Origin of the sequence: Rhodococcus sp. UNC23MFCrub1.1 (assembly GCF_000686025.1) — a bacterium.
Lineage (GTDB): Bacteria > Actinomycetota > Actinomycetes > Mycobacteriales > Mycobacteriaceae > Rhodococcoides.
This window is the reverse complement of the sequence record NZ_JMLQ01000001.1, coordinates 684,762-704,159: the sequence shown is the minus strand read 5'-3', so window position 1 is coordinate 704,159 and position 19,398 is coordinate 684,762. Positions and strand designations below refer to the sequence as shown.

The window sequence follows — 19,398 nt, the reverse complement described above, 5'->3', positions numbered from 1 at the left end:
GGCCTTTCTCGTGGAGTGGGTCAGCGGGGCAGGAGATCCTGGTTCGCTGCGATGAAGCTCGCCACCTGCGGATCCGCGGTGGCGGCCTGGACGAAGCCCAGGATCGCCGGATCGTTGGTGAAGTTCTGGACGACCTGGGTGAGTCCCTGCACGGCCTGCTCGGTCGACGGGATGCTCGTCAGATCGGGGAGTGCCGGTGCGGTGGGCGCCGTGGTCGCCGGTGCGTCGCGCTGCGTCGGGCCGCTGCTCAGTCCGAGCTGCGAGGAGCAGGACGGCCAGGCGCCCCAGCCCTGCGACTCGAGCACGCGCTCGGCGACGACGATCTGCTCTTCACGGCTGGCCTGGTTCGCGGTGGCCGCGAACTCTCCGCCGCCGTGTCCGGTCCAGGTGCTCGGCGAGAACTGCAGGCCGCCCTGGAAACCGTTGCCGGTGTTGATGCCCCAGTTGCCGCCGGCCTCGCACTGCGAGAGACGGTCCCAGTCGGAATCGGGAGCTGCGTTGGCCGTGCCGCTGAATGCGAGACCTGCGGTGCCGACCAGTGCGCCGGTGACGGCGACCTTGGCGACGGTCTTGCCCGTGGTGCTCGGCTTGCGATGACGTCCGCTCATAAGGGTAGAAATCCTCTCCACACGCGCCTGCGAGGTCAGCTGTCGGATTCGGGCTGAGAGGTAGCCCGGCCTCGGTGCGCTCCTGGCTGGAGCGGAGAGGCTTCACCCCTAGGTCGACTGCTCGGTGCCCGGTGGGGCGCCGCGAGAGCCGGCCGGATATCTACGAAGGACGTGTGGGTCCCCCGCCCTCGTCCCTGATCATGTCTGTGAGGGATGTCCGGTACCCGCGGGACGAGGTTTGGCGCGGCGGGCCGGACGTCGGCCGAACTTCCGGCCGTGATGGACAGTATTACGAAACGGGCACACATGTCACTGTTCGATAACTTCCCCTGGTGCGCGCGTCGCGCCGCCGTTGTGAGGTGTTCGAACGGGTCGTCGCAGCTAGGACGGCGAAGACGTGCTGACCACCGTCTCGTCACCCGTTCGTGACCCCTTCGTTATGTGTCCGACGTCACATGTGCGCAGGATCACAGCCACGACGACGAGCACCAGGACACCCGTGGTCGGGTAGACGGTCTGCAGCGCCACACCCTCGAGTCGGTTCGACGGCGGGAGCATGAAGGTGCCGATCGCGTAGACGTCACCGGGCGCCACCCAGAACCAGGCGATCTGCGGCAGGCTCGCGACGAGCGGCAGGAGCCAGGCGAGCGGGTTCGAGGCACGCAGTGCGACGTCCATGCAGACGATGACCAGCGGCAGGAGCCACACCCAGTGGTGACCCCAGGAGAACGGAGACACCAGAGGCGCCGTCAGGCCGATGACGATCAGGCCGAGGAGCGGCAACCCCCGGCGGTGCGCCGCGGCGCCCACGAGAAGGCCGGCCACGCAGACGGCTCCGGCGATGACGATCCAGAGCAGCGTCGGCGCCTCGGTCATGCCGAACCACCTCGGTATCGACGCGCGCAGCGACTGGTTCGCGCCGGACGAGATGTCGCCGATGCGGGACGAGTCGGAGATGGCGCCGAACCAGTAGGTGACCGCGTCGGAGAAGAGCACGACGAAGCCGAGCACCACGGTCGCCGCGGCGGTGACGACGCCGACGACCAGTGCCCGCCACTGCCGTGTCAGCGCGAGGTGGACGAGGAACAGTCCGGGAGTCATCTTGATGCCGGTGGCGATGCCGACCCCGATGCCACGGAGCCGGCTGCCCTCGGGCCGCGACAGGTCCCACAGCACCAGCGCCAGGAGAACGAGATTGATCTGACCGAGCCAGATGGTCATGCGCACCGGTTCGAGCCACGTGAAGACGATGGACAGTGCGGCGCTGACGATGCGGAGACTGCGGTCGTCGCGGAAGCCGAGGACCATCCAGCAGGACCGGACGATCAGATAGAGCAGCGCGATGTTCCCGAGCCAGAAGACGATGTTGGTCGTCGCGGTGGACATCGCCCCGAGAGGTGCGAACACCAGCGCGGCGAACGGGGGATACGTGAAGGGGAGTTCGCCGACCAGATCGTGGGCGTACAGCGGGGACGAGTCGAGCACCGTCGCTCCGCCGGCGCGGTACACGAGAGCGTCGATGCCGAACCGGAACAACCCGAACTTGGGGACGTCGAACGGGATGAGCCGATCATGCGCGACGAGCGCCACGGCGGCACCGATCACGGTGAGGGCGATGAAGATCCTGTGTGATCCGAAGGTGCGGTCATCGGATTTCTTCAGTATCACGCACAGGATGGTAGACCGATCCGACGTGTATCACCCCTCGGGCCACGCCGAGAAGGAACCGTTCGTTCTGTTGAGTTCGCGCCCCGACGTCAGTAGCGCGTGGCCACGAACGGTGCGTCCGAGTCGACGATGTCCTTGCCCAGCGGCATGAGCGACACCGGGATCAGCTTGAGGTTCGCCAACGCCAGCGGGATCCCGATGATGGTGATCGTCATGGCGATCGCGGTGAGGACGTGCCCGATGGCCAGCCAGATCCCTGCCACGACGATCCAGATCACGTTGCCGATCACCGAGGCGACGCCCGCCGTGGGCTTGTCCACCACGGTCCGGCCGAAGGGCCACAGGGCGTACACCCCGATGCGGAACGCCGCGATACCGAACGGGATGGTGACGATGAGAATGCAGCAGACGATGCCGGCCACGAAGTAGCCGAGAGCGAGCCACAGGCCGCCGAAGATCAACCAGATGACGTTCAGCAGCAGGCGCATGCGACCAGTATGCCCGGTTCCGCCGTGTCAGCGACGGGCTCGGCGGCCCGACCGCAGCGCGTGGATCAGACCGAGCAGGAATCCCAGCGGGCACAGCATCGCCGAGAGATAGATCCACAGTCCGGGCGGATCGTCCCAGACGAGCAGCGTCACGAACATGACGACGATCGCCAGCAGGCCCAGCCCGAAACAGACGAGGGCGGCGACCAGGAGCGCCGGGGTTCCGGTACGGGGGGAGTCGGTCACGAGAGAGCACACTATCTCTCCGGCCTTCCCGCCCTGATGCCCCGACCGGCCTCCGGCCTTCCTGGCCTGACGACCCGACCGGCCTCCGGCCTTCCCGGCCTGACGACCCGACCGGCCTCCGGCCTACCCGGCGCCTGCCCCGCGATATCGAGGTGCTCGTCGTTCGCGCAGCGGAGTACCATCGACTCATCGCGTCCCGAGCGCCAGGGCCCGTCATGGGCGGCGGCAACGGGCGCGATTATTCATGTGACGCGATCAACGAGACGAATGGGTGAGATCGGTGCCGACCGGCAAGGTGAAGTGGTACGACGTCGACAAGGGTTTCGGCTTCCTCTCGCAGGACGAGGGTGAGGACGTGTACGTCCGGTCGTCCGCGCTCCCGCAGGGAGTCGAGGGCCTGAAGGCCGGCCAGCGCGTCGAGTTCGGCATGGCCGCCGGACGCCGCGGACCCCAGGCGTTGTCGCTGAAGGTTCTCGACCCGGCGCCCTCACTGCGTCAGGCGGGTGCCGCCGCCCGCCGCGATCAGCCGACCGCTCGCAAGCACACGCCCGACGAGTTGCACGGCATGGTCGAGGACATGATCACGCTTCTGGAGGCCACCGTGCAGCCAGAGTTGCGCAAGGGCAAGTACCCCGACCGCAAGACCGCCCAGAAGATCTCCGAGGTGGTCCGGGCCGTCGCCCGCGAACTGGACAGCTGACCCCGGGCGGTCACTCCCAGCGGCCGTGCGTGCGCCAGTGCTCGAACTGCGCGACGAGAGCGTCCACCTCGCGTCGATGTGCGTCGGACAAGTACTTCCTGACGCCGTCTCGCCATCGCTTCTGCACGGCATGCCCGGTTCCCTCGAGCATCGTCCGTCGTCCGTACACATCGACCACGCCGACGACGGGTCCTCCCTCGTCGTCGGGCTTCCCGCGGAACGACTCGATCGCGTCCCGGGGAATCACGGACGTGACGCCCTTGCGCCGATGAACCTCGAGTCGGTCCGGGTACACGACGGTCCGTCGGTGCGGGGCGTCCCGCCCCGTCCACACGAACACCGCGGCGAACGCGAGGACAGCCGGAGTCCACCACATCGACGTCCAGTTCCACGCCGTGTTGGTGACGACGAATATCACCGTTGCCACGACGACGACCATGGAGACGTCCCGTTGCTTCAGGGAGTCCAGGGGGGTCATGACGAACTCGGTCAGTGCTTCCTCCGCCACCACCCGAGCCCCGAGTCCTAGAGGGCCGTCGTGGTGGCGATCGACCAGATGGCGTGGCTGACGATCTCCTCCTGGTCGGTGTCGACGTCGATGACACCGGACGGCAGGCGCACCTCGACGCCGATGAGCACGAGTCCGTCCTCGTTCACCGGCGGCACGGTGAGCGTGTTCCGCGTCCCGGGGGCGAAGTACTCGTCTGCTTCCACGACGTCGCCGGAGTCCGGGTCTCCGTAGACGCTGGCGAAGCCCCACGGGTTCTCCGAGATGGCGCCCGGCAGGGACAACTGCAGCGGATGGCCCTCGCGCACGGGCATCGTCGCGGTCGTGCCCTCGTAGTCGCAGAGCGGCTCCTGCACCGGGCAGTACCGGAACGGTTCCACTTCCTCGTACCGGCCGTCGGCGTATGCGGACACCCGCGGGGACTCCTCGGGGGCGTCGAGGATCGCCTTGCCGACCACCAGCACGAAGGCGACGCCGACGACGGCGACCAGTGCGGACAGTCCGTACAGGATCTTGCGTGTCGTCATCGGGGAGCGTCCTCGCCCGCGGGTGCGCGGCCCGCTTCCTGATCCACTCGGGGGATTCGGCCGGTGGCGTGGCGCAGTTCGCTGCCCGCCACCTCCTGGTCCGCTCGTACCGGTCTCTTACCGCCGAAGCCGGGAAGCAGCGAGCCGCCCCGGTGGGTCACGAATGTCTGCACCAGGCCGATCGTAAGGACCACCGACACCACGGTGAAACCCAGCCAGTACTCGGTGGGGAGCAGCACGCCGAACGTGCCGCCGATGACCCAGCTCAGCTGCAGCACCGTCTCGCTGCGCCCGAAGCCGGACGCGATCGACTCGGGAGGCAGGTCGTTCTGCAACGACGCGTCGAGCGACACCTTCGCCAGCGCGCTCGCGCCCGACGCGACGAGAGCCGCGAGCGCGGCAGTCAGCAGGCTGTTCGTCAGAGCCGCGACGATCGCGACCGCAGTGACGGCCGCGGTGCAGCGCACCACCAGCACCGACGGGCGACCGAGCTTCACCCGGGCGCCGGCGGCGTTGCCGCCGAAGTTGCCGAGACCGGCCGCCGCGCCCACCAACGCCAACATGAGTGCCTGCTGGAGTGGCTCGTGCTCGGTGCGGGACTTCGCCACGAACGCGACGTACAGCGTGAGGAAGCCGGTGAGCACGCGGATGGTGCCGTTGCCCCACAGTCCGGTGAGGACGTCGCGGCCGAGGGGCTGCCGGCGTTTGCTGGGCGCCGGGACGATGCCGATCGCGCCGGTGGTCGCCTCGGCGTGGTACCCGAGCGTCGCGGGCACCTCACCCTCGGTGACCTCCACCCAGGACGGGATGCGCATGGAGAGATACGCGCCGAACACCGTCACGGCGAACGTGAACCACAGTGCCCCGGCGGAACCCAGTGCGAACGCGATGGCACCCGCGACCGCTCCCGCCGAGATGGTGCCGCCCAGCAACCCGAACACGGTCAGGCGGGAGTTCACCCGGACGAGGTCGATGTCCGGTGGCAGCACCCGAGGGGTGACGGCCGACTTGAGCACCGAGAACGACTTGCTCAGCACCATCATCCCGAGCGCGGCGGGATAGAGCAGCCAGGTGTCGAAATTGAAGACCAGCACCACGGCGAGGACGGCACGCAGGACGAACGAGGTGGCCAGCGCGATGCGGCGACCCTGCTGCAGGCGGTCGAGCATGGGGCCGATCAGGGGCGCGATGATCGCGAACGGGGCGATGGTGATGAGCAGATACAGGGCGACCTTGGTCTTGTCCTCGCCCGTCGCGGCGGAGAAGAACAGCGTGTTGGCCAGCGCCACCGCCATCGCCGCGTCCGAGGCGAAGTTGGCCATCGTCGCGTAGGTGAGCGCCGTGAGACCGGACTTGTCGGCTCCGTCGGCGGTGGCGGCGCGTCGGAACGTCGCGATGCCCTTGCCCGTGATCTCACGACCACGCATCGCCGCGACGCGGGTGACCGTCAGTTTGCGCGGTACGCGGGGACGGCGGGGACCGGTGTCCTGGTTCGGCATGCGTGTCGTCGGGTCGGGCGCCGTGGTCGGGTCGCCCGGGATCGTCTCGCCCGGTCCGGCCGTCGGTGGATGCAGCGGAGGCAGCGGCGATCGACGGGGTGGGAGTCGCTCGGACGGCGAGTAGTTGTCCCATCCCGGATGTCGCGAACCGGGGCGCGGATCGTCGGGACCTGTCACCCCGTCATTGTCCCCCACCTCGGGTCGGGGAGTGTGGGCGACTCGCTCGGCGGGGACGGCGTCCCTCGGTCACCGTGGTCGGAACTCGACCTCGAACAGAGTGGGCCACAATTTGCCGGTCACGAGGAAGCGGGACGTGCCGGGGACGGCCGCGATGCCGTTGAGGACGTCGATTCCGGACGTGTCCTCGAGTGCGGCACGCAACGGCGAGGCGTCGACGATCGCCGTCACGGCGCCGGTCGACGGATCGATCCGCACGATGTCGTCGGTCTTCCAGATGTTGGCGTAGATCCCGTCCGCGGTGCACTCCAGCTCGTTGATCGACGTCACCGGCCGCTCGCCCCGAGTCACGCGCACGGTGCCGGTGGGCTCGAAGGTGTCCGGATCTCGGAAGGTGAGGGTGTCGGTGCCGTCGCTCATCACGAGGCGGCCGCTCGATCCCGCACTCGACTCGTCGAGGCACAGACCCCAGCCCTCGCCGTCGTAGTCGACGCGTCGCCGCTCCAGCAGAGTCTCGCGATCTCGGGCCACCGCGATCCCGTCCTGCCAGGTCAGCTGCCACACCGTGTCGCCGGCGACGGTGAGGCCCTCGCCGAACAGCGGTGCGGGAAGGTCCACCTCCGTGAGCACGTCGCCCGTCTCCCGATCGGACGCCGTGACGCGGGAGCGGCCCTCGCGGCCCGTCCCCTCGAGCAATCGGTCACCGTCGATCTCGAGACCCTGGGTGAAGGCGTCGGTGTCGTGCGGCGACGTGCCGACGATCTCGACGCCGAAGCGGGGCACGTCCGCGGCGGGCGGTGCGGGGTCCGGCGCGCATCCACCGAGCACCACCGCGGCGGCGACGGTTCCGGACGCGATCGCGCGGCCGACTCCCGAACCTGAACGCAAGAGACCCGAACGCATACGGCCATCCTGTCAGGCCCGGTGGGCGCACGACGCGAGCCGATGCTGCAAAATAGGGGGTGTGAGTGCCCCTGTCGTGACCGAGATCCCCCCGCTCCTCGCCGACGCCGTGTCCGTGGCGCAGGCCGCCGTCGTGGAGTCGGGCGAAGGCCCGGTCGGAGCCCACCTCGGGGTCGAGGCCGTCGACGAGGCCTCTGCGATCCACCGCTTCGCGGCCGACCTGCCCGGATACGGCGGCTGGCAGTGGGCGGTCGTCGTCGCAGCGCCCCCCGGCTCCGAGACCGTCACCGTCAGCGAACTCGCCCTGCTTCCCGGTCCGGACGCCCTGGTGGCGCCGACGTGGGTTCCGTGGGACGAGCGCATCCGTCCCGGCGATCTGGCTCCGGGTGACCTGCTGCCGCCACGCCACGAGGACGTCCGACTGGTGCCGGGGTACCTGGCCACCGGCGATCCCGCCGTCGACGACGTCGCCCTCGAACTCGGTCTCGGTCGCAAGCAGGTCATGAGCCGCGAGGGTCGGCTCGAGGCCGCCGAGCGGTGGGCCGAGAGCGACTTCGGTCCCGATTCCCCGATGGCCAAGGCGGCGCCGGGCACGTGCGTCACGTGTGGTTTCTATCTCGCTCTGCAGGGTTCGCTGAGCGCTGCGTTCGGCGTGTGCGGAAACGAGTTGGCCGCGGACGGACACGTGGTGCACGCGGCGTACGGCTGCGGTGCGCACTCGGACACCGAGGGACCGACCGGCGCCGGATCGCCCGCGTACGCGGCCTACGACGACGGTGCCCTGGAGACCACGCCGACCGAGAACACCGAGCCCCGGAACACCGAGCCCCGGGACACCGAGGCGGTCACCGACATCACGGAGTCGTCGTCGACCCTCTGACCGACCCCTTCGGGACGGAGGCACTGCGCGAGTCCGTTCTCGCGGCCTGGTCGTCGTCGCCCACCCGACTGCGGGAGGATGCGGCCACGGAGGCCGATCTGGTGGTGGGGGGCTACCGCGATCGCGTGATCACGGAGCTGGCGCAGAACGCCGCCGACGCCGCCTCCCGCGCCGACGTTCCCGGTCGCCTGGCGGTGTGGTCCGTCGGCGACGCGCTGCACGTCGCGAATGTCGGTGTGCCGCTGTCGATCACCGGGGTGCAGGCGTTGTCCGCGCTGCGAGCGTCCGACAAGACTTCCGAGCACGCCACGTCCGTCGGGCGATACGGAGTCGGGTTCACCGCCGTCCGTGCGGTGTCCGAGCGTATCGAGATCCGATCCACGTCGGGCTCGATCGTGTTCGACGGATCGAGGACGCGCCGAGCGATCGCCGCGCGTGGGCTCAGTGAGCCGGAGCAGGGCGTTCCCGTCCTCCGGTTGCCGTGGGCGTCGGACGACGTGCCGACCCCGGGTTGGGACACCGAGGTCGTGCTGCACGGCGTCGTGGACGTCGCCGAAGTGCTGACCGCGGCCGCCCGTGAGTCGATCGATCTGATGCTCGAACTCGATGCGCTGCAGTCGATCTCCGTCGACGGGACCGAAGTTGTGCGTGAGGTGTCGTCGGGCCCGGGAGCGTGGACGGACGTGCGGGTCGGCGGCCGACGATGGTGGCGCGGCGACGCGGCGGCCGCACGCTGGTTTCTGCCGCTCGAGGACGACGGTCTCACGCCGGACTCGCCCGCGCCACTGACGCGGGACGTGCTGCGTGCGCCCACCAGATCCGATGAGGTGCTGACTATTCCGCTGCTCCTGATCGCGGACGTCCCCCTCCAGCCCGACCGTCGACGGGTCCTTCCGGGCGCCGACCTCTCGGTCGTGGCGACCGGATACGCGGCACTGGTCGCCGACCTGCCGGCGTCTCATCGGGCCGCCGCGGTACCGCGTCCGGGACTGCCGGCGTCCGAGGTCGACGAGGCGGTCCGCGCGGCGCTCGTCCGCGACCTGGAGTCGACCGCGTGGGTCCCGACGGCGGCGGGCCGGGCGGTACGTCCCGCGAATGCCGCGGTGGTGGACTCGATCTCAGCCGAATTGGCCGAACTCCTCGTGGACGTCGTGCCGGGTCTGGTGGCACCCGAGGCATCGGATCGCGCGTCGGCGACGGCTCTGGCGGCGGTCGGTGTGCGTCGGCTCGGGCTCGCGGGCATCGTCGAGAGCCTGTCGGGGGTGTCGCGACCGCCGATCTGGTGGCACCGCCTGTACGACGCACTGACCGACGTCGTGCACGACTCGGCGGACGTCGACGAGTGTGCGGCGCTGCCGGTTCCGCTGACGGACGGCCGCACCGTCACGGGTCCCCGCACGGTGGTGCTGGTGGACGGCGACCGTCTCGGCTCGGTCGGGTGGGCTCGTGTGGTGCACCCGGACGCCGCCCATCCGTTGCTCCGCCGCGCGGGAGCGCGGACCGCTCGCCCGGCCGACCTGCTCGCCGACCCCGCGTTGGCAGCGATGCTCGAGGATCCGGACGACGTGCCGGAGGAACTGGTGCACGACGTGCTGACCCTCGCGGCAGCCGTCGGCGGCGAGACGAGGATCGGCTCCGTCGGGTCGTTGCCGTTGCTCTCGTCGGACGGCGAGATGCGGGCGGCGGACGAACTGCTGTTGCCGGACTCGCTGTTACGGCGAGTGTTGCAGCGGGACAGCCCGTTCGGCGTGGTGGATCGGTCCGTCGTCGACCGGTACGGCGCGGACGCCCTGCGGGTGGTGGGCGTGGGTCACGGCTTCGGCGTCGTGGTGGACGAGACCCCCGCGGGTCCCGATCACGATCTCGACGACGAGGAGGCGTGGTGGGACGGTCTCTCCGGTGAGCCCGGCACCCTGGTCGCCGTGCGTGATCTCGATCTGGTGGACGAGGCGCGCTGGGCGGACGCGCTCACCCAGATCGTCGACGATCCGGTGACGGCCGCGGCGGTGCGGGACCGGACCGGCTACACCGCCTGGTGGCTGCGTCGTCACGCGCGGGTGAACGAGACACCGCTGGGGTTGCTCCGTCTGCCCGGCGACGACTCCCTGCGTGGACTGCTGGACCCCGTCGACCATCCCCGCGCCGCCGAGTTCGCCGCGGCGCTGGCGGGTCCCGCGATCGACGACGCCGACACGGCGGCCGATCTGCTCGCCGCGGCGGCCGATCCCGATCGTGTGGTGTCTCCCGCGGTGGCGATCCGGGTCCACACGCTCCTCGCCGAGGCGGTGGACGCCGGGCGGGTGGATCTACGCGACATCGATCCGCCCGTGGCGGTACGCACTCTCGCCGGCAGCGTGGCCGATCCCGCCGCGGTGGTCGTCCTCGATCACCCGCGGTGGATCGCCCTGCTACCCGCCGACCGAGTGGTGCTCGGGTCGACGGCGTCCGCCGACACCCTCGCGGATCTCCTCGACGTGGAGACGGCGTCGACGGCGCTGAGCGTCGAGATCGTGTCGGTGGGGGAGCGGGCGACGGTGGACACCCGTCCCGCCCTCGCGGCCGCACGCGCGATCTCGTCGTGGCCGGTCCCGGACGTCGTCGTCCTGCACGACGACCTGGTGGTGCGGTGTCGCGGCACCGTGCGAGTGGAGCGAGCGGTGCCCTTCTGGGTCACCGACGACGGCGAGACGCACGTGTCACGGACGGTGCTGCCGTGAGCGCGGACCGTGATGTCCTCGACTGGATGGTGGATCACCGGAGCGCGGCCCTGACGGACGCCATGACCGTGATCACCACGGTGGGCAACACCGCGGGCGTCGCACTCGTGACGGTGGTGGTCGCGCTGATCCTGGTGCGCCGGGGGCACCGCCATCTCGGGCCGGGCCTCGTGGCCACGGTGTTCACCGGATGGCTCGTCATGAACGCTCTCAAGTACGCGATCCGCCGGACCCGGCCGCCGGTGCCCGAGCGCCTCGTCGACATCTCGACCTACTCGTTCCCGTCCGGTCACGCCATGGTGTCGGCGACCTTCGCGGCGGCGGTGATCACGCTGCTGGTCGCGCTCGGCGCGTTCGACAGTGCCCGGAAACGAACGAGAGCAGCGGCCGCCGTGGTCACGGCGGCAACGCTGCTCATCGGGTTCTCCCGCGTCTACCTCGGGGCGCACTGGCTCAGCGACGTCGTCGTCGGCTGGCTCCTGGGGGCCCTGGTCGGTGTCGCGGGTATCGCGGTGGTGTCGCGACTCAGCGGTCGCGCTGGGCGATGACGAGAAGCTCGTCACGCATCGCGGGGCTGCCCACATTGTTCGCGCGTGCGTAGAGATCACGCAGTGCCCGAACGTGGCGGCGGCGGTTGAGGAAACTTTCGACGTACTTCACTTCTATCTCTCCGGACGTTGCTCGAGTAGCTGAACTGACATAACCGATTCTCCACGTTACGTCCGTGTTACTCAACCTCGACGAGGGTGAGTTCCAGCACGTCAGAGGGGGTTTTCGCGCCCGGAACCTGTCGCCCGGGTCACACCTCGGGCGGGTGCACGAGCCCCTTCTGGGCCGTGCGTCGGCCGCGGCGAGCAGCTCGGCGTTGCAGTGCGAACAGTCCGAACCCCAACGCGCCCAGAGCGGTTCCCGTCCAGCAGACCGCGACTGCGCCCGAGAAGGAGTCGACCACCGAGCACAGGACGGCGGCGACGAGGAACAGCAGCGTCCCGGCAGCGAGCACCGGAGCGGGATCGGTCACGCGCGGTGGCAGTCCGGGCGGGGTGGCGGGGGTGGGGCGCACGGCGCCGACGCTACCCGCGCCCCTCACCGGGTCATGGCCTAGTCTCCACTTCATGTCTCGCGCGACGTCTCTCCTCGACTCGTACTTCAAGATCACCGATCGCGGATCGACCATGTCCGCCGAGGTGCGGGGAGGCGTCGTCACGTTCGTCGCCATGGCCTACATCGTGGTGCTGAATCCGCTGATCCTCGGCAGCTTCTCGCCCGACGACGCGGCGGCCAAGACCGACGTGCTGGGCGACATCCTCCCGGTGCCCCAGGTCGCCGCCGTCACGGCGCTCGTGGCCGGCGTCATGAGCATTCTCTTCGGTGTCATCGCCAATTACCCGTTCGCCATCGCGGCGGGACTCGGCATCAACACGCTGCTCGCCGTCACCATCGCCCCGCAGGTCACCTGGGCCGAGGCCATGGGGCTGGTCGTCATCGACGGCATCATCATCGTGGTGTTGGCGCTCACCGGATTCCGCACCGCCGTGTTCGAGGCCATCCCCAGCGAACTCAAGGCCGCCATCGCGGCGGGCATCGGCGCCTTCATCGCGCTCATCGGTCTCGTCGACGCAGGCTTCGTGCGTCGTGTGCCGGACATCGCCGGCACCACCGTTCCGGTCGGCCTGGGCATCGACGGGTCCATCGCGTCGTGGCCGACGGTGACCTTCGTCTTCGGTCTGCTTCTCATGGGCATCCTCGTGGCGCGAAAGGTGCGGGGCGGGTTGCTGATCGGCATCGTCGTCACCACCGTGGTGGCCGCGATCATCGAGGCGATCACCGACACCGGTGCCTCCGCGGGAGTGAACCCGAAGGGCTGGAACCTCAGCGTGCCGGCGCTGCCCGACGTCGTCGTCGACCTCCCCGACCTGTCACTCGTGGGCAACGTCGATCTGTTCGGCGCCTTCACCCGCATCGGCGTCCTGGCGGCCAGCCTGCTGGTGTTCACGCTGGTGCTGGCCAACTTCTTCGACGCCATGGGCACCATGACCGGGCTCGGCAAGGAGGCCGGGCTCGCGAGCAAGGACGGCACGCTGCCGGGCGTCGGCAAGGCGCTCGTCGTCGAGGGTGTCGGCGCGGTCGCGGGCGGCGCAGGTTCGGCGTCGTCGAACACGGTCTTCGTCGAGTCGGCGTCGGGAATCGCCGAGGGTGCGCGCACCGGCCTCGCCAACGTGGTGACGGGCGTGCTGTTCCTCGCCGCGATGTTCCTGACACCGCTGTACTCGGTGGTCCCCATCGAGGCGGCCGCACCGGCCCTCGTCGTGGTGGGGGCGTTGATGATCGGGCAGGTCGCCGACATCGACTTCACCAAATTCCATGTGGCGCTGCCCGCGTTCCTCACCATCGTGGTCATGCCGTTCACCTACTCCATCGCGAACGGCATCGGCGTCGGATTCATCACCTGGGTCGTCCTCGCCGTCGGTCGCGGCAAGATCCGCAGCGTCCACCCACTTCTCGGCATCGTGGCCCTGCTCTTCGTCGCGTACTTCGCCCTCGGGCCCATCACGGACGCGCTCACGTAGTCGGCGCAGATCCGCTGCTCGCGCGGGTCGTTCAGCACCCGCACGTGCCGTATCCTGTGGCGATGCCTGAGGAACTGCGTGCGTTGGCCGGCGACCTCTCCCTCGCTGTCGTCCGTATGACGCGGCACCTGCGAGGCCGCCGCACCAGCCAGGTGACGCTCACGCAGCTCTCCGCTCTCGCGACCCTCGCACGCGAAGGCGCGATGACTCCGGGCACCCTGGCAGCGCGCGAGCGCGTACAGCCGCCGTCCATGACGCGCGTCGTCGCGTCCCTGGGCGATCTCGGGTACGTGGACCGGATGCCCCACCCCACCGACGGCCGTCAGATCATCGTGTCGCTGTCCGACGCGGGCCGTCAGGTCATCGAGGACGAGGTCAACGCCCGCGAGGCGTGGTTGACCGAACAGTTGCGCGGGCTCGACGCGGACCAGCTCGTGGCGATGCGTACCGCGGTCGACATCATGTCGGCCATCGTCAACGAGTCGGAGTGACGCTCCCCGCCTGACCTCGGGCCGAGGTCTCCGCCACCGGAGTAGATTGGTACTTCGTGCAACTACTTCATCGGCGGACGGACGGGTCCGCGGCCCGGCCCTCTCTGTTCGACGCGTTGCACTCGCGCAACTACAGACTGTGGGCGTCGGGTCAGATCGTCTCGCTCATCGGCACCTGGATGCAGCGCATCGCCCAGGACTGGCTGGTTCTCGAACTGTCCGGGGGCAACGGGCTCGCCGTCGGCATCGTCATGGCACTGCAGTTCGGTCCCACACTGGTGCTGTCCGTGTGGGGCGGGGTGCTCGCGGATCGGTACGACAAGAGACGCCTCCTCATGGCCACTCAGGCCGCTGCCGCCGTGTTCGGGCTCGTGCTCGGGCTGCTCGACGTCGGCGGTGTCGTGGCGCTGTGGCACGTCTACGTCCTGGCGCTGCTCCTCGGCTGTTCGTCGGCGATCGACGCGCCCGTCCGGCAGTCGTTCACCATCGAGATGGTCGGTCCCGCACGGCTTCCCAACGCCATCGGCCTCAACTCGATGACGTTCAACCTCGCCCGCATCGTCGGCCCCGCCATCGCCGGCGTGGGCATCACGCTGGTCGGCACCGGCTGGGTCTTCCTCGTCAACGCAGCCTCGTTCGCCGCGGTGTTCGGCGCCCTCGCCGCCATGCGGCCCGCCGAACTGTTCACCGTCGAGCGTGCACCGCGTCGGAAAGGTCAGGTGCGGGAGGGATTCCGCTACGTCGCGGGGCGGCCGGATCTCTGCGTGCTCCTGGCGACCGTGTTCGTCGTGTCGACGTTCGGCATCAACTTCCCGCTGAGCCTGTCGGTGATCGCGCGCAACACCTTCGACAAGGGTGCGGACGCGTACGGATTCCTGTCCACGGTGCTCGCGGTGGGCACCTTGATCGGCGCGACTCTCGCCGCCCGGAGACGCGGCACCCCCGGGATCCGTCTCTTCGTGCTGTCCGCGGTGGTGTTCGGCATCTTCGAGACTCTGGCCGGAGTGATGCCCGCGTTCTGGGCCGTCGCAGTCATGCTGATCCCGGCCGGCGCAGTCCAGCTCACGTTCAGCACCATCGCGATGAACATCCTGCAGGCGTCGGTCCCGTCGGACATGCGCGGCCGGGTCATGGGCATCTACATGCTGTGCTTCCTCGGCGGAACCCCGCTGGGCAGCCCGTTGCTCGGCTGGGTGGCCGACGTCGTCGATCCTCGCGCACCGCTGGTGCTCGGCGGGATCGTCTCCCTGATCGCGGGCCTGGGCGCGGCGCTGGTCGTGCGCCGCACCCATGTCGCCGACATCGCGATGCCCGACGTCGGGGTCGACGAACCCCGACCCGCCTAGAAGAACCAGCCGATCTGGGGCTGGCTCGGGGTGCCGAAAGCCAGATCGAACTCGTGCAACGCCTTCTCCGTCGTCGACGCCACTCGGCCGGCGGCCGCGAACTGGCGAGCGCGGTGCGCGCCGAGGTAGAGGCTGCCGAGGACGGACGAGGACACCGTCACGTCGGGGTCGTCGTCACTGCGGGTGACCTCGGCGTGCCCGTCGCGGGTGACGAAGCGATAGGCGCCGCCGGCGTGCAGGAACGGATCCTCCACGCCGATCACGAGATCGGTGTCGATGGCGTACGTCCGCGCCGACAGCGCCGCCGGGACGTCCATCAACCGCACCCACAGGCCGTCCTTGACGCCGGTGACCTGCGGGACACGGCGATCGGTCAGCAGTGTCAGCAGCGGATCCCCGACGGGAAGCGTCACCTCGATCGTCTCCACGAGATCGATGCCGCACATCACCTGCCAGAGATCGGAGCGTGCCTCGTCCGTCGCGGCGATGATGTCGACGATGCGCGCCTCCTGCGCCCCCGCTGTCCCGACGCGGTAGCCGCGGCGGAACGCGATGTATCCGTCGGGGTGGACGATGAAGAAGAGCTTGGAGAAACCACCGCGGGAGTTCTTGCGATCGGCGAAGAAGCGATGCCACCGGGTCTGGGGCATCGGCTGGGCGCCGGCGGTCTGTCGCTGCCACCGTCCGTAGATCTCCGGCAGCAGTTCACGAGCCTCCGCGGACGTCACCAGACGGGCGCCCCGGGGCGGCGGCAGATCCTTGCGGAACGCGGTGAAGCGCCGGTCGATGGTGTAGTTGACACCCTGCGTGGCGGCGCCGTACCCGAACCGCTCGTAGATGGTCGCCTCGCTCGCCGTGAGCACCGACAGGGGCTTGCCCGCCTCCTCGAAGCGCTCGTGCTGCGCGGTGAACATCCGGCGCAGGATGCCACGTCGGCGATGCGTGGGAGCGACCGACACCCACGACACCCCCGTCGCGGGCAGGGTGCGGCCACCGGGAACGGTGACGTCCATCGGGAAGTGCATCGTGACACCGACCGGCAGGTCACCGTCGCACGCCAGGAAGATCTCGGACGAGGCCGTGAGTATCTTGGTCTCCTCCATGTCCTCGCTGTTCTGGTGCTCACCGAAAGCGTGGGCGTCGAGGAGCGCGATGGCGTCCCAGTCGTCCTCGGTGGCGGTACGGATGGTGATCGTGTCGTCGGTAGTCATCGCAGACGACCTTATCGGCCGCGCCGATGCACCGCCGGAACACGTCCTGAGAAGATGGGTCCGTGGTACACGTCGTCGACATCACCGACCCAGCCGATCCTCGCCTCGACGACTTCCGGGACCTCAACTCCTCGGACCGTCGCCCCGACCTGCCCGAGGGCAAGGGGCTGGTGATCGCGGAGGGTGTTCTGGTGGTCCAGCGCCTTGTCGCGTCACGTTTCGAGCCCCTCTCGCTGCTGGGCGTCGAGCGGCGGCTCGGTGAGCTCGCGGACGATCTCGTGGACGTCGACGTGCCGTTCTACCGCACCACGGCGGACGTCATGGCGGAGGCCGTCGGGTTCCACCTCAACCGCGGGGTGCTCGCGGCCGCCCGGCGCCCCGCACCGCTGGACCTCGCGGACGTCGTCGCCGACGCGCGGACCGTGGCGATTCTCGAAGGCGTCAACGACCACGAGAACCTCGGCTCCATGTTCCGCAATGCCGCCGGCCTCGGTGCCGACGCCGTCCTCTTCGGCGGCGCCTGCGCCGACCCGCTGTACCGACGGTCGGTGCGTGTCTCTATGGGCCACGTGCTGCGCGTGCCGTTCGCCACGGTCCCCGACTGGCCGCGCGGGCTGTCCGTGCTGCGCGACAACGGGTTCCAGCTCGTCTCGCTGACTCCGAATCCCACCGCCGTTCCGCTGGCCGAGGCGATGACGGGGGAGAAGGTCGCGCTCCTGCTCGGCGCCGAGGGGCCCGGACTCACCGAACACGCGATGCGCGCCACCGACGTCCGGGCGCGGATCCCGATGGCACCGGGCACCGACTCGCTCAACGTCGCCACCGCGGCCGCCATGGCGTTCTACGAGCGGGTGCGCACGGGATGAGGGATCCGGACGAACCGACACCGTGGGGCCCGGGAATTGCGTGTGCCGTCGCCGCGGCACTCGTCACCGCCGCCGCGGTGATCTCGCTGGGCCTCACCCTGCTCCGGGTCAGCAGCCTCTTCGCTGTCCTGGTGATGGCCGTGATGGTGGGCGGCGCTGCGCCGTCGGTCGCCCGCCGGCGTGCAGATCCGGTGTGGCGCTTCGTCGTTCCGGGCATCGTCGCCGGCGCGGCCGTGGGTGTGCTGGCGTTCGCCGTCGACGCGTCGGTCTAGCGGCGCCGGAACAGGCCGCGCTTGCGCTGCGGCTCCGGAGTCTCCGGTCGCGGCGGTTCGGGCGGAGGGGTCGCCGCCGGATCGCGCATCGCGAAGTCGCACAACAGCACCGACCCGGGGTCGGTGTCCCCGTCGCGGGCACCGCCGATCATGCGGACGCCGAGCCAGTGGGCGCTCGCCGCGTCGGCGAACTCCTGGGGGTGGAACGGCAGCGCCTGGGGATCGGGAAACTTCTCGCCGTCGAACTGCAGCGGATGGTCGCCCGACCAGAAGGGCCGTTCCCACGGGAAGGGAAGACCCTCGTCCTCGTGGATGTAGGTGGGGCCGGCGCTGAACGAGCGCTTCAGGGTGCCGGAGTCCCATTGCGCGAAGGCGCCCCACGCGTGCTCGCGTTCGGAGGCGACGAGAAAGGTGTGCGCGGACGGCAGCAACGACGTCCACGACTCCTCGAGAGTCGACGGGCGCACCGCGGCGGGCTCGGACGCGCAGACGACGGTGATGCCCGGGTAGCAGCCGACCAGCACGCGGTTCGGCTCCGACGCCACGGCGAACGCCGTCAGGGGAGCCATGCCGACGAGGGTGGGCTCGAGACCGGGGTGGAGCTTCCGTGCGACGGCCGCGGCCGCATCGGTGTCGGACTGCACTCCGGACCGCAGTACCGCGATCGGATCAGGTGCGTCGACGAACCACAACGCTGCTGTTCCCAGCCCCACCGGGCGCCCCCTTGTCGTCGTCCGGTCTCAGACGGTCACTTTCTCGGCCGTGAAGATCGCTCTGGCGTGAACACTGCTCGACTCAGCGGCCGTTGCTGCGCACTCCCAGCAAGACATCCTCCCACGACGGCATGGCGGGCTTTCCCCGTTTGTCCTTCGCGTTCGCGTGGCCCGGCGCCGGCTTGGGTTGCGTCGGTTCGGGCTCGGGCTCGGCTGCGGGTGTCTCCGGGGGTTCGGGCTGCTCAGCCGTGGTCTCCGTGTCCGAGTCCGAGTCCGCGTCGACCCCGTAGTAGTCGTCGAGGGTCTGCTGCGACGGCGACTCCTCCTCGGCGGCGACGACGGGGGCCAGCCCTCGGAGCTGGCGGCCGAAGTCGGGGTCGATCAGCTCGGACGCCGCGTCGTCGAGGGGCGTGACACTGCCGCCGTGGGCATCCGGCTGGAAACGCCAGTGCGCGGTGTTGGTGGTGCGTCCCGCGGGCCACGTCAGCTGAGCGATCCAGTGATTGTCCTCGTCGCGCCACGCGTCCCACTCGGCCTGGTCCATCGAATGCCCGCGGCCGCGGAACGCGAGTCCCACGATCTCCACGAGGGTGAGCACGGCGGGCCCGTCGGCACGCAGGGGGTGGCCCAGCTGGGCGAGTTCGGCAGCGCGGGAGCGTTCCAGCAGAACGGGGTGCGCGTAGCGCTCCACCTTGCTCGCCGGCATACCCGACTCCTTGGCCACCTGCTCGATGGAGGCGCCGGACCGGATGCGCGCCTGGATCTCGCGCGGTCGCATCAGAGAATCCATCTCGATCTCGATCTGTCCGAGTCGCGCGGCGTCACCACGGGCGGCGGCACGCAACTTCTCGTCGGCCGGCAGACGGAACTTCTCACCGGAGGAATCGGCACAGACGATGTGCTTGCCGTCCGACGCCAGGCCGATCACGTGGATCTCTCGCACGATCACTCCTTTGCGTCGCGACGGCCCCTGCCCCTCGGCTGCTCGCTGTCCGAGCACGGGGCCGG

The 19,398-nt window shown here is 69.7% G+C and carries 22 protein-coding genes and 1 riboswitch; of the genes, 9 read left to right on the top strand and 13 right to left on the bottom strand.

Annotation, left to right across the window (positions count from 1 at the left end; genetic code table 11):
- Positions 1-20: 20 nt before the first annotated feature.
- The 4 genes from BR07_RS0103445 to BR07_RS0103430 all read right to left on the bottom strand — a co-directional run bounded on the left by BR07_RS0103445 (position 21) and on the right by BR07_RS0103430 (position 3,010).
- Positions 21-608, bottom strand: a complete 588-nt coding sequence (locus tag BR07_RS0103445) for a transglycosylase family protein (RefSeq protein WP_027504237.1) — start codon at positions 606-608, stop codon at positions 21-23.
- A gap of 8 nt (positions 609-616) precedes the next feature.
- Positions 617-823, bottom strand: a riboswitch (cyclic di-AMP (ydaO/yuaA leader).
- Between the two features lie 166 nt (positions 824-989).
- Positions 990-2,276 carry a glycosyltransferase 87 family protein gene (locus BR07_RS23130; protein ID WP_051612981.1) on the bottom strand — a complete coding sequence of 429 codons (1,287 nt, stop codon included), beginning with the start codon at positions 2,274-2,276 and terminating at the stop codon, positions 990-992.
- 89 nt (positions 2,277-2,365) lie between these two features.
- A complete protein-coding gene (locus BR07_RS0103435) occupies positions 2,366-2,764 on the bottom strand; it encodes a YccF domain-containing protein (protein ID WP_027504236.1) in 399 nt (132 codons plus the stop codon).
- Positions 2,765-2,791: 27 nt separating this feature from the next.
- On the bottom strand, positions 2,792-3,010 hold the full coding sequence (locus tag BR07_RS0103430) for a hypothetical protein (protein ID WP_027504235.1): 219 nt from the start codon (positions 3,008-3,010) through the stop codon (positions 2,792-2,794).
- Positions 3,011-3,290: 280 nt separating this feature from the next.
- On the opposite strand from BR07_RS0103430, the gene BR07_RS0103425 reads away from it, so the two are divergent.
- The gene (locus tag BR07_RS0103425; protein ID WP_027504234.1) at positions 3,291-3,710 is read left to right on the top strand and encodes a cold-shock protein; all 420 of its coding nucleotides are present in this window, start codon (positions 3,291-3,293) and stop codon (positions 3,708-3,710) included.
- A gap of 10 nt (positions 3,711-3,720) precedes the next feature.
- Here the strand turns inward: BR07_RS0103425 and BR07_RS0103420 are convergent, their stop codons facing one another.
- The 4 genes from BR07_RS0103420 to BR07_RS0103405 form a co-directional block, all read right to left on the bottom strand.
- Entirely contained in the window at positions 3,721-4,188 is a 468-nt protein-coding gene (locus tag BR07_RS0103420; protein WP_155956907.1) for a hypothetical protein, read from the bottom strand.
- Between the two features lie 47 nt (positions 4,189-4,235).
- Positions 4,236-4,745 carry a DUF2771 domain-containing protein gene (locus BR07_RS0103415; RefSeq protein ID WP_027504232.1) on the bottom strand — a complete coding sequence of 170 codons (510 nt, stop codon included), beginning with the start codon at positions 4,743-4,745 and terminating at the stop codon, positions 4,236-4,238.
- A complete protein-coding gene (locus BR07_RS23125; RefSeq protein ID WP_231476159.1) occupies positions 4,742-6,421 on the bottom strand; it encodes an MFS transporter in 1,680 nt (559 codons plus the stop codon). The genes BR07_RS0103415 and BR07_RS23125 overlap by 4 nt, the downstream gene beginning before the upstream one ends.
- 69 nt (positions 6,422-6,490) lie before the next feature.
- Positions 6,491-7,324 (bottom strand): glutaminyl-peptide cyclotransferase, encoded by an 834-nt coding sequence (locus BR07_RS0103405; RefSeq protein WP_027504231.1) that lies wholly within the window; start codon positions 7,322-7,324, stop codon positions 6,491-6,493.
- Positions 7,325-7,376: 52 nt separating this feature from the next.
- Between BR07_RS0103405 and BR07_RS0103400 the strand changes: the two genes are divergently transcribed.
- The 3 genes from BR07_RS0103400 to BR07_RS0103390 all read left to right on the top strand — a co-directional run bounded on the left by BR07_RS0103400 (position 7,377) and on the right by BR07_RS0103390 (position 11,469).
- Positions 7,377-8,204, top strand: coding sequence for a DUF3027 domain-containing protein (locus BR07_RS0103400; protein ID WP_051613068.1), 828 nt, complete (start codon positions 7,377-7,379; stop codon positions 8,202-8,204).
- 125 nt (positions 8,205-8,329) lie between these two features.
- Positions 8,330-10,921 (top strand): sacsin N-terminal ATP-binding-like domain-containing protein, encoded by a 2,592-nt coding sequence (locus BR07_RS0103395; protein WP_231476156.1) that lies wholly within the window; start codon positions 8,330-8,332, stop codon positions 10,919-10,921.
- A complete protein-coding gene (locus BR07_RS0103390) occupies positions 10,918-11,469 on the top strand; it encodes a phosphatase PAP2 family protein (RefSeq protein WP_027504228.1) in 552 nt (183 codons plus the stop codon). Before BR07_RS0103395 ends, BR07_RS0103390 begins: the two co-directional genes overlap by 4 nt.
- Here the strand turns inward: BR07_RS0103390 and BR07_RS27755 are convergent.
- Both BR07_RS27755 and BR07_RS0103380 read right to left on the bottom strand, forming a co-directional pair.
- Positions 11,447-11,581 (bottom strand): hypothetical protein, encoded by a 135-nt coding sequence (locus BR07_RS27755; protein WP_261769702.1) that lies wholly within the window; start codon positions 11,579-11,581, stop codon positions 11,447-11,449. The genes BR07_RS0103390 and BR07_RS27755 overlap by 23 nt on opposite strands.
- 139 nt (positions 11,582-11,720) lie before the next feature.
- Complete coding sequence (locus BR07_RS0103380) at positions 11,721-11,984, bottom strand: DUF2530 domain-containing protein (RefSeq protein WP_051612979.1); 264 nt, start codon at positions 11,982-11,984, stop codon at positions 11,721-11,723.
- 52 nt (positions 11,985-12,036) lie between these two features.
- Here BR07_RS0103380 and BR07_RS0103375 point away from each other — a divergent pair, with 52 nt between their 5' ends.
- From BR07_RS0103375 to BR07_RS23120, 3 genes are all read left to right on the top strand, one after another.
- Positions 12,037-13,491: an NCS2 family permease gene (locus BR07_RS0103375; RefSeq protein ID WP_027504226.1), complete on the top strand. Its 1,455-nt coding sequence runs from the start codon at positions 12,037-12,039 to the stop codon at positions 13,489-13,491.
- Between the two features lie 62 nt (positions 13,492-13,553).
- On the top strand, positions 13,554-13,982 hold the full coding sequence (locus BR07_RS0103370; protein WP_027504225.1) for a MarR family winged helix-turn-helix transcriptional regulator: 429 nt from the start codon (positions 13,554-13,556) through the stop codon (positions 13,980-13,982).
- 104 nt (positions 13,983-14,086) lie between these two features.
- Complete coding sequence (locus BR07_RS23120; RefSeq protein ID WP_051613067.1) at positions 14,087-15,328, top strand: MFS transporter; 1,242 nt, start codon at positions 14,087-14,089, stop codon at positions 15,326-15,328.
- Here the strand turns inward: BR07_RS23120 and BR07_RS0103360 are convergent.
- Positions 15,325-16,539: a GNAT family N-acetyltransferase gene (locus BR07_RS0103360; protein WP_027504224.1), complete on the bottom strand. Its 1,215-nt coding sequence runs from the start codon at positions 16,537-16,539 to the stop codon at positions 15,325-15,327. The genes BR07_RS23120 and BR07_RS0103360 overlap by 4 nt on opposite strands.
- A gap of 62 nt (positions 16,540-16,601) precedes the next feature.
- Between BR07_RS0103360 and BR07_RS0103355 the strand changes: the two genes are divergently transcribed.
- Both BR07_RS0103355 and BR07_RS0103350 read left to right on the top strand, forming a co-directional pair.
- Complete coding sequence (locus tag BR07_RS0103355) at positions 16,602-17,405, top strand: TrmH family RNA methyltransferase (RefSeq protein WP_027504223.1); 804 nt, start codon at positions 16,602-16,604, stop codon at positions 17,403-17,405.
- Positions 17,402-17,677 (top strand): DUF2537 domain-containing protein, encoded by a 276-nt coding sequence (locus tag BR07_RS0103350; RefSeq protein WP_027504222.1) that lies wholly within the window; start codon positions 17,402-17,404, stop codon positions 17,675-17,677. The genes BR07_RS0103355 and BR07_RS0103350 overlap by 4 nt, the downstream gene beginning before the upstream one ends.
- Here BR07_RS0103350 and BR07_RS23115 read toward each other — a convergent pair.
- Together BR07_RS23115 and sepH are read right to left on the bottom strand one after the other, a co-directional pair.
- Positions 17,674-18,390 (bottom strand): DUF6928 family protein, encoded by a 717-nt coding sequence (locus BR07_RS23115; protein WP_037183982.1) that lies wholly within the window; start codon positions 18,388-18,390, stop codon positions 17,674-17,676. The two genes, BR07_RS0103350 and BR07_RS23115, sit on opposite strands and share 4 nt — an antisense overlap.
- An 82-nt stretch (positions 18,391-18,472) precedes the next feature.
- A complete protein-coding gene (gene sepH, locus BR07_RS0103340) occupies positions 18,473-19,333 on the bottom strand; it encodes a septation protein SepH (protein WP_027504221.1) in 861 nt (286 codons plus the stop codon).
- Positions 19,334-19,398: the final 65 nt, after the last annotated feature.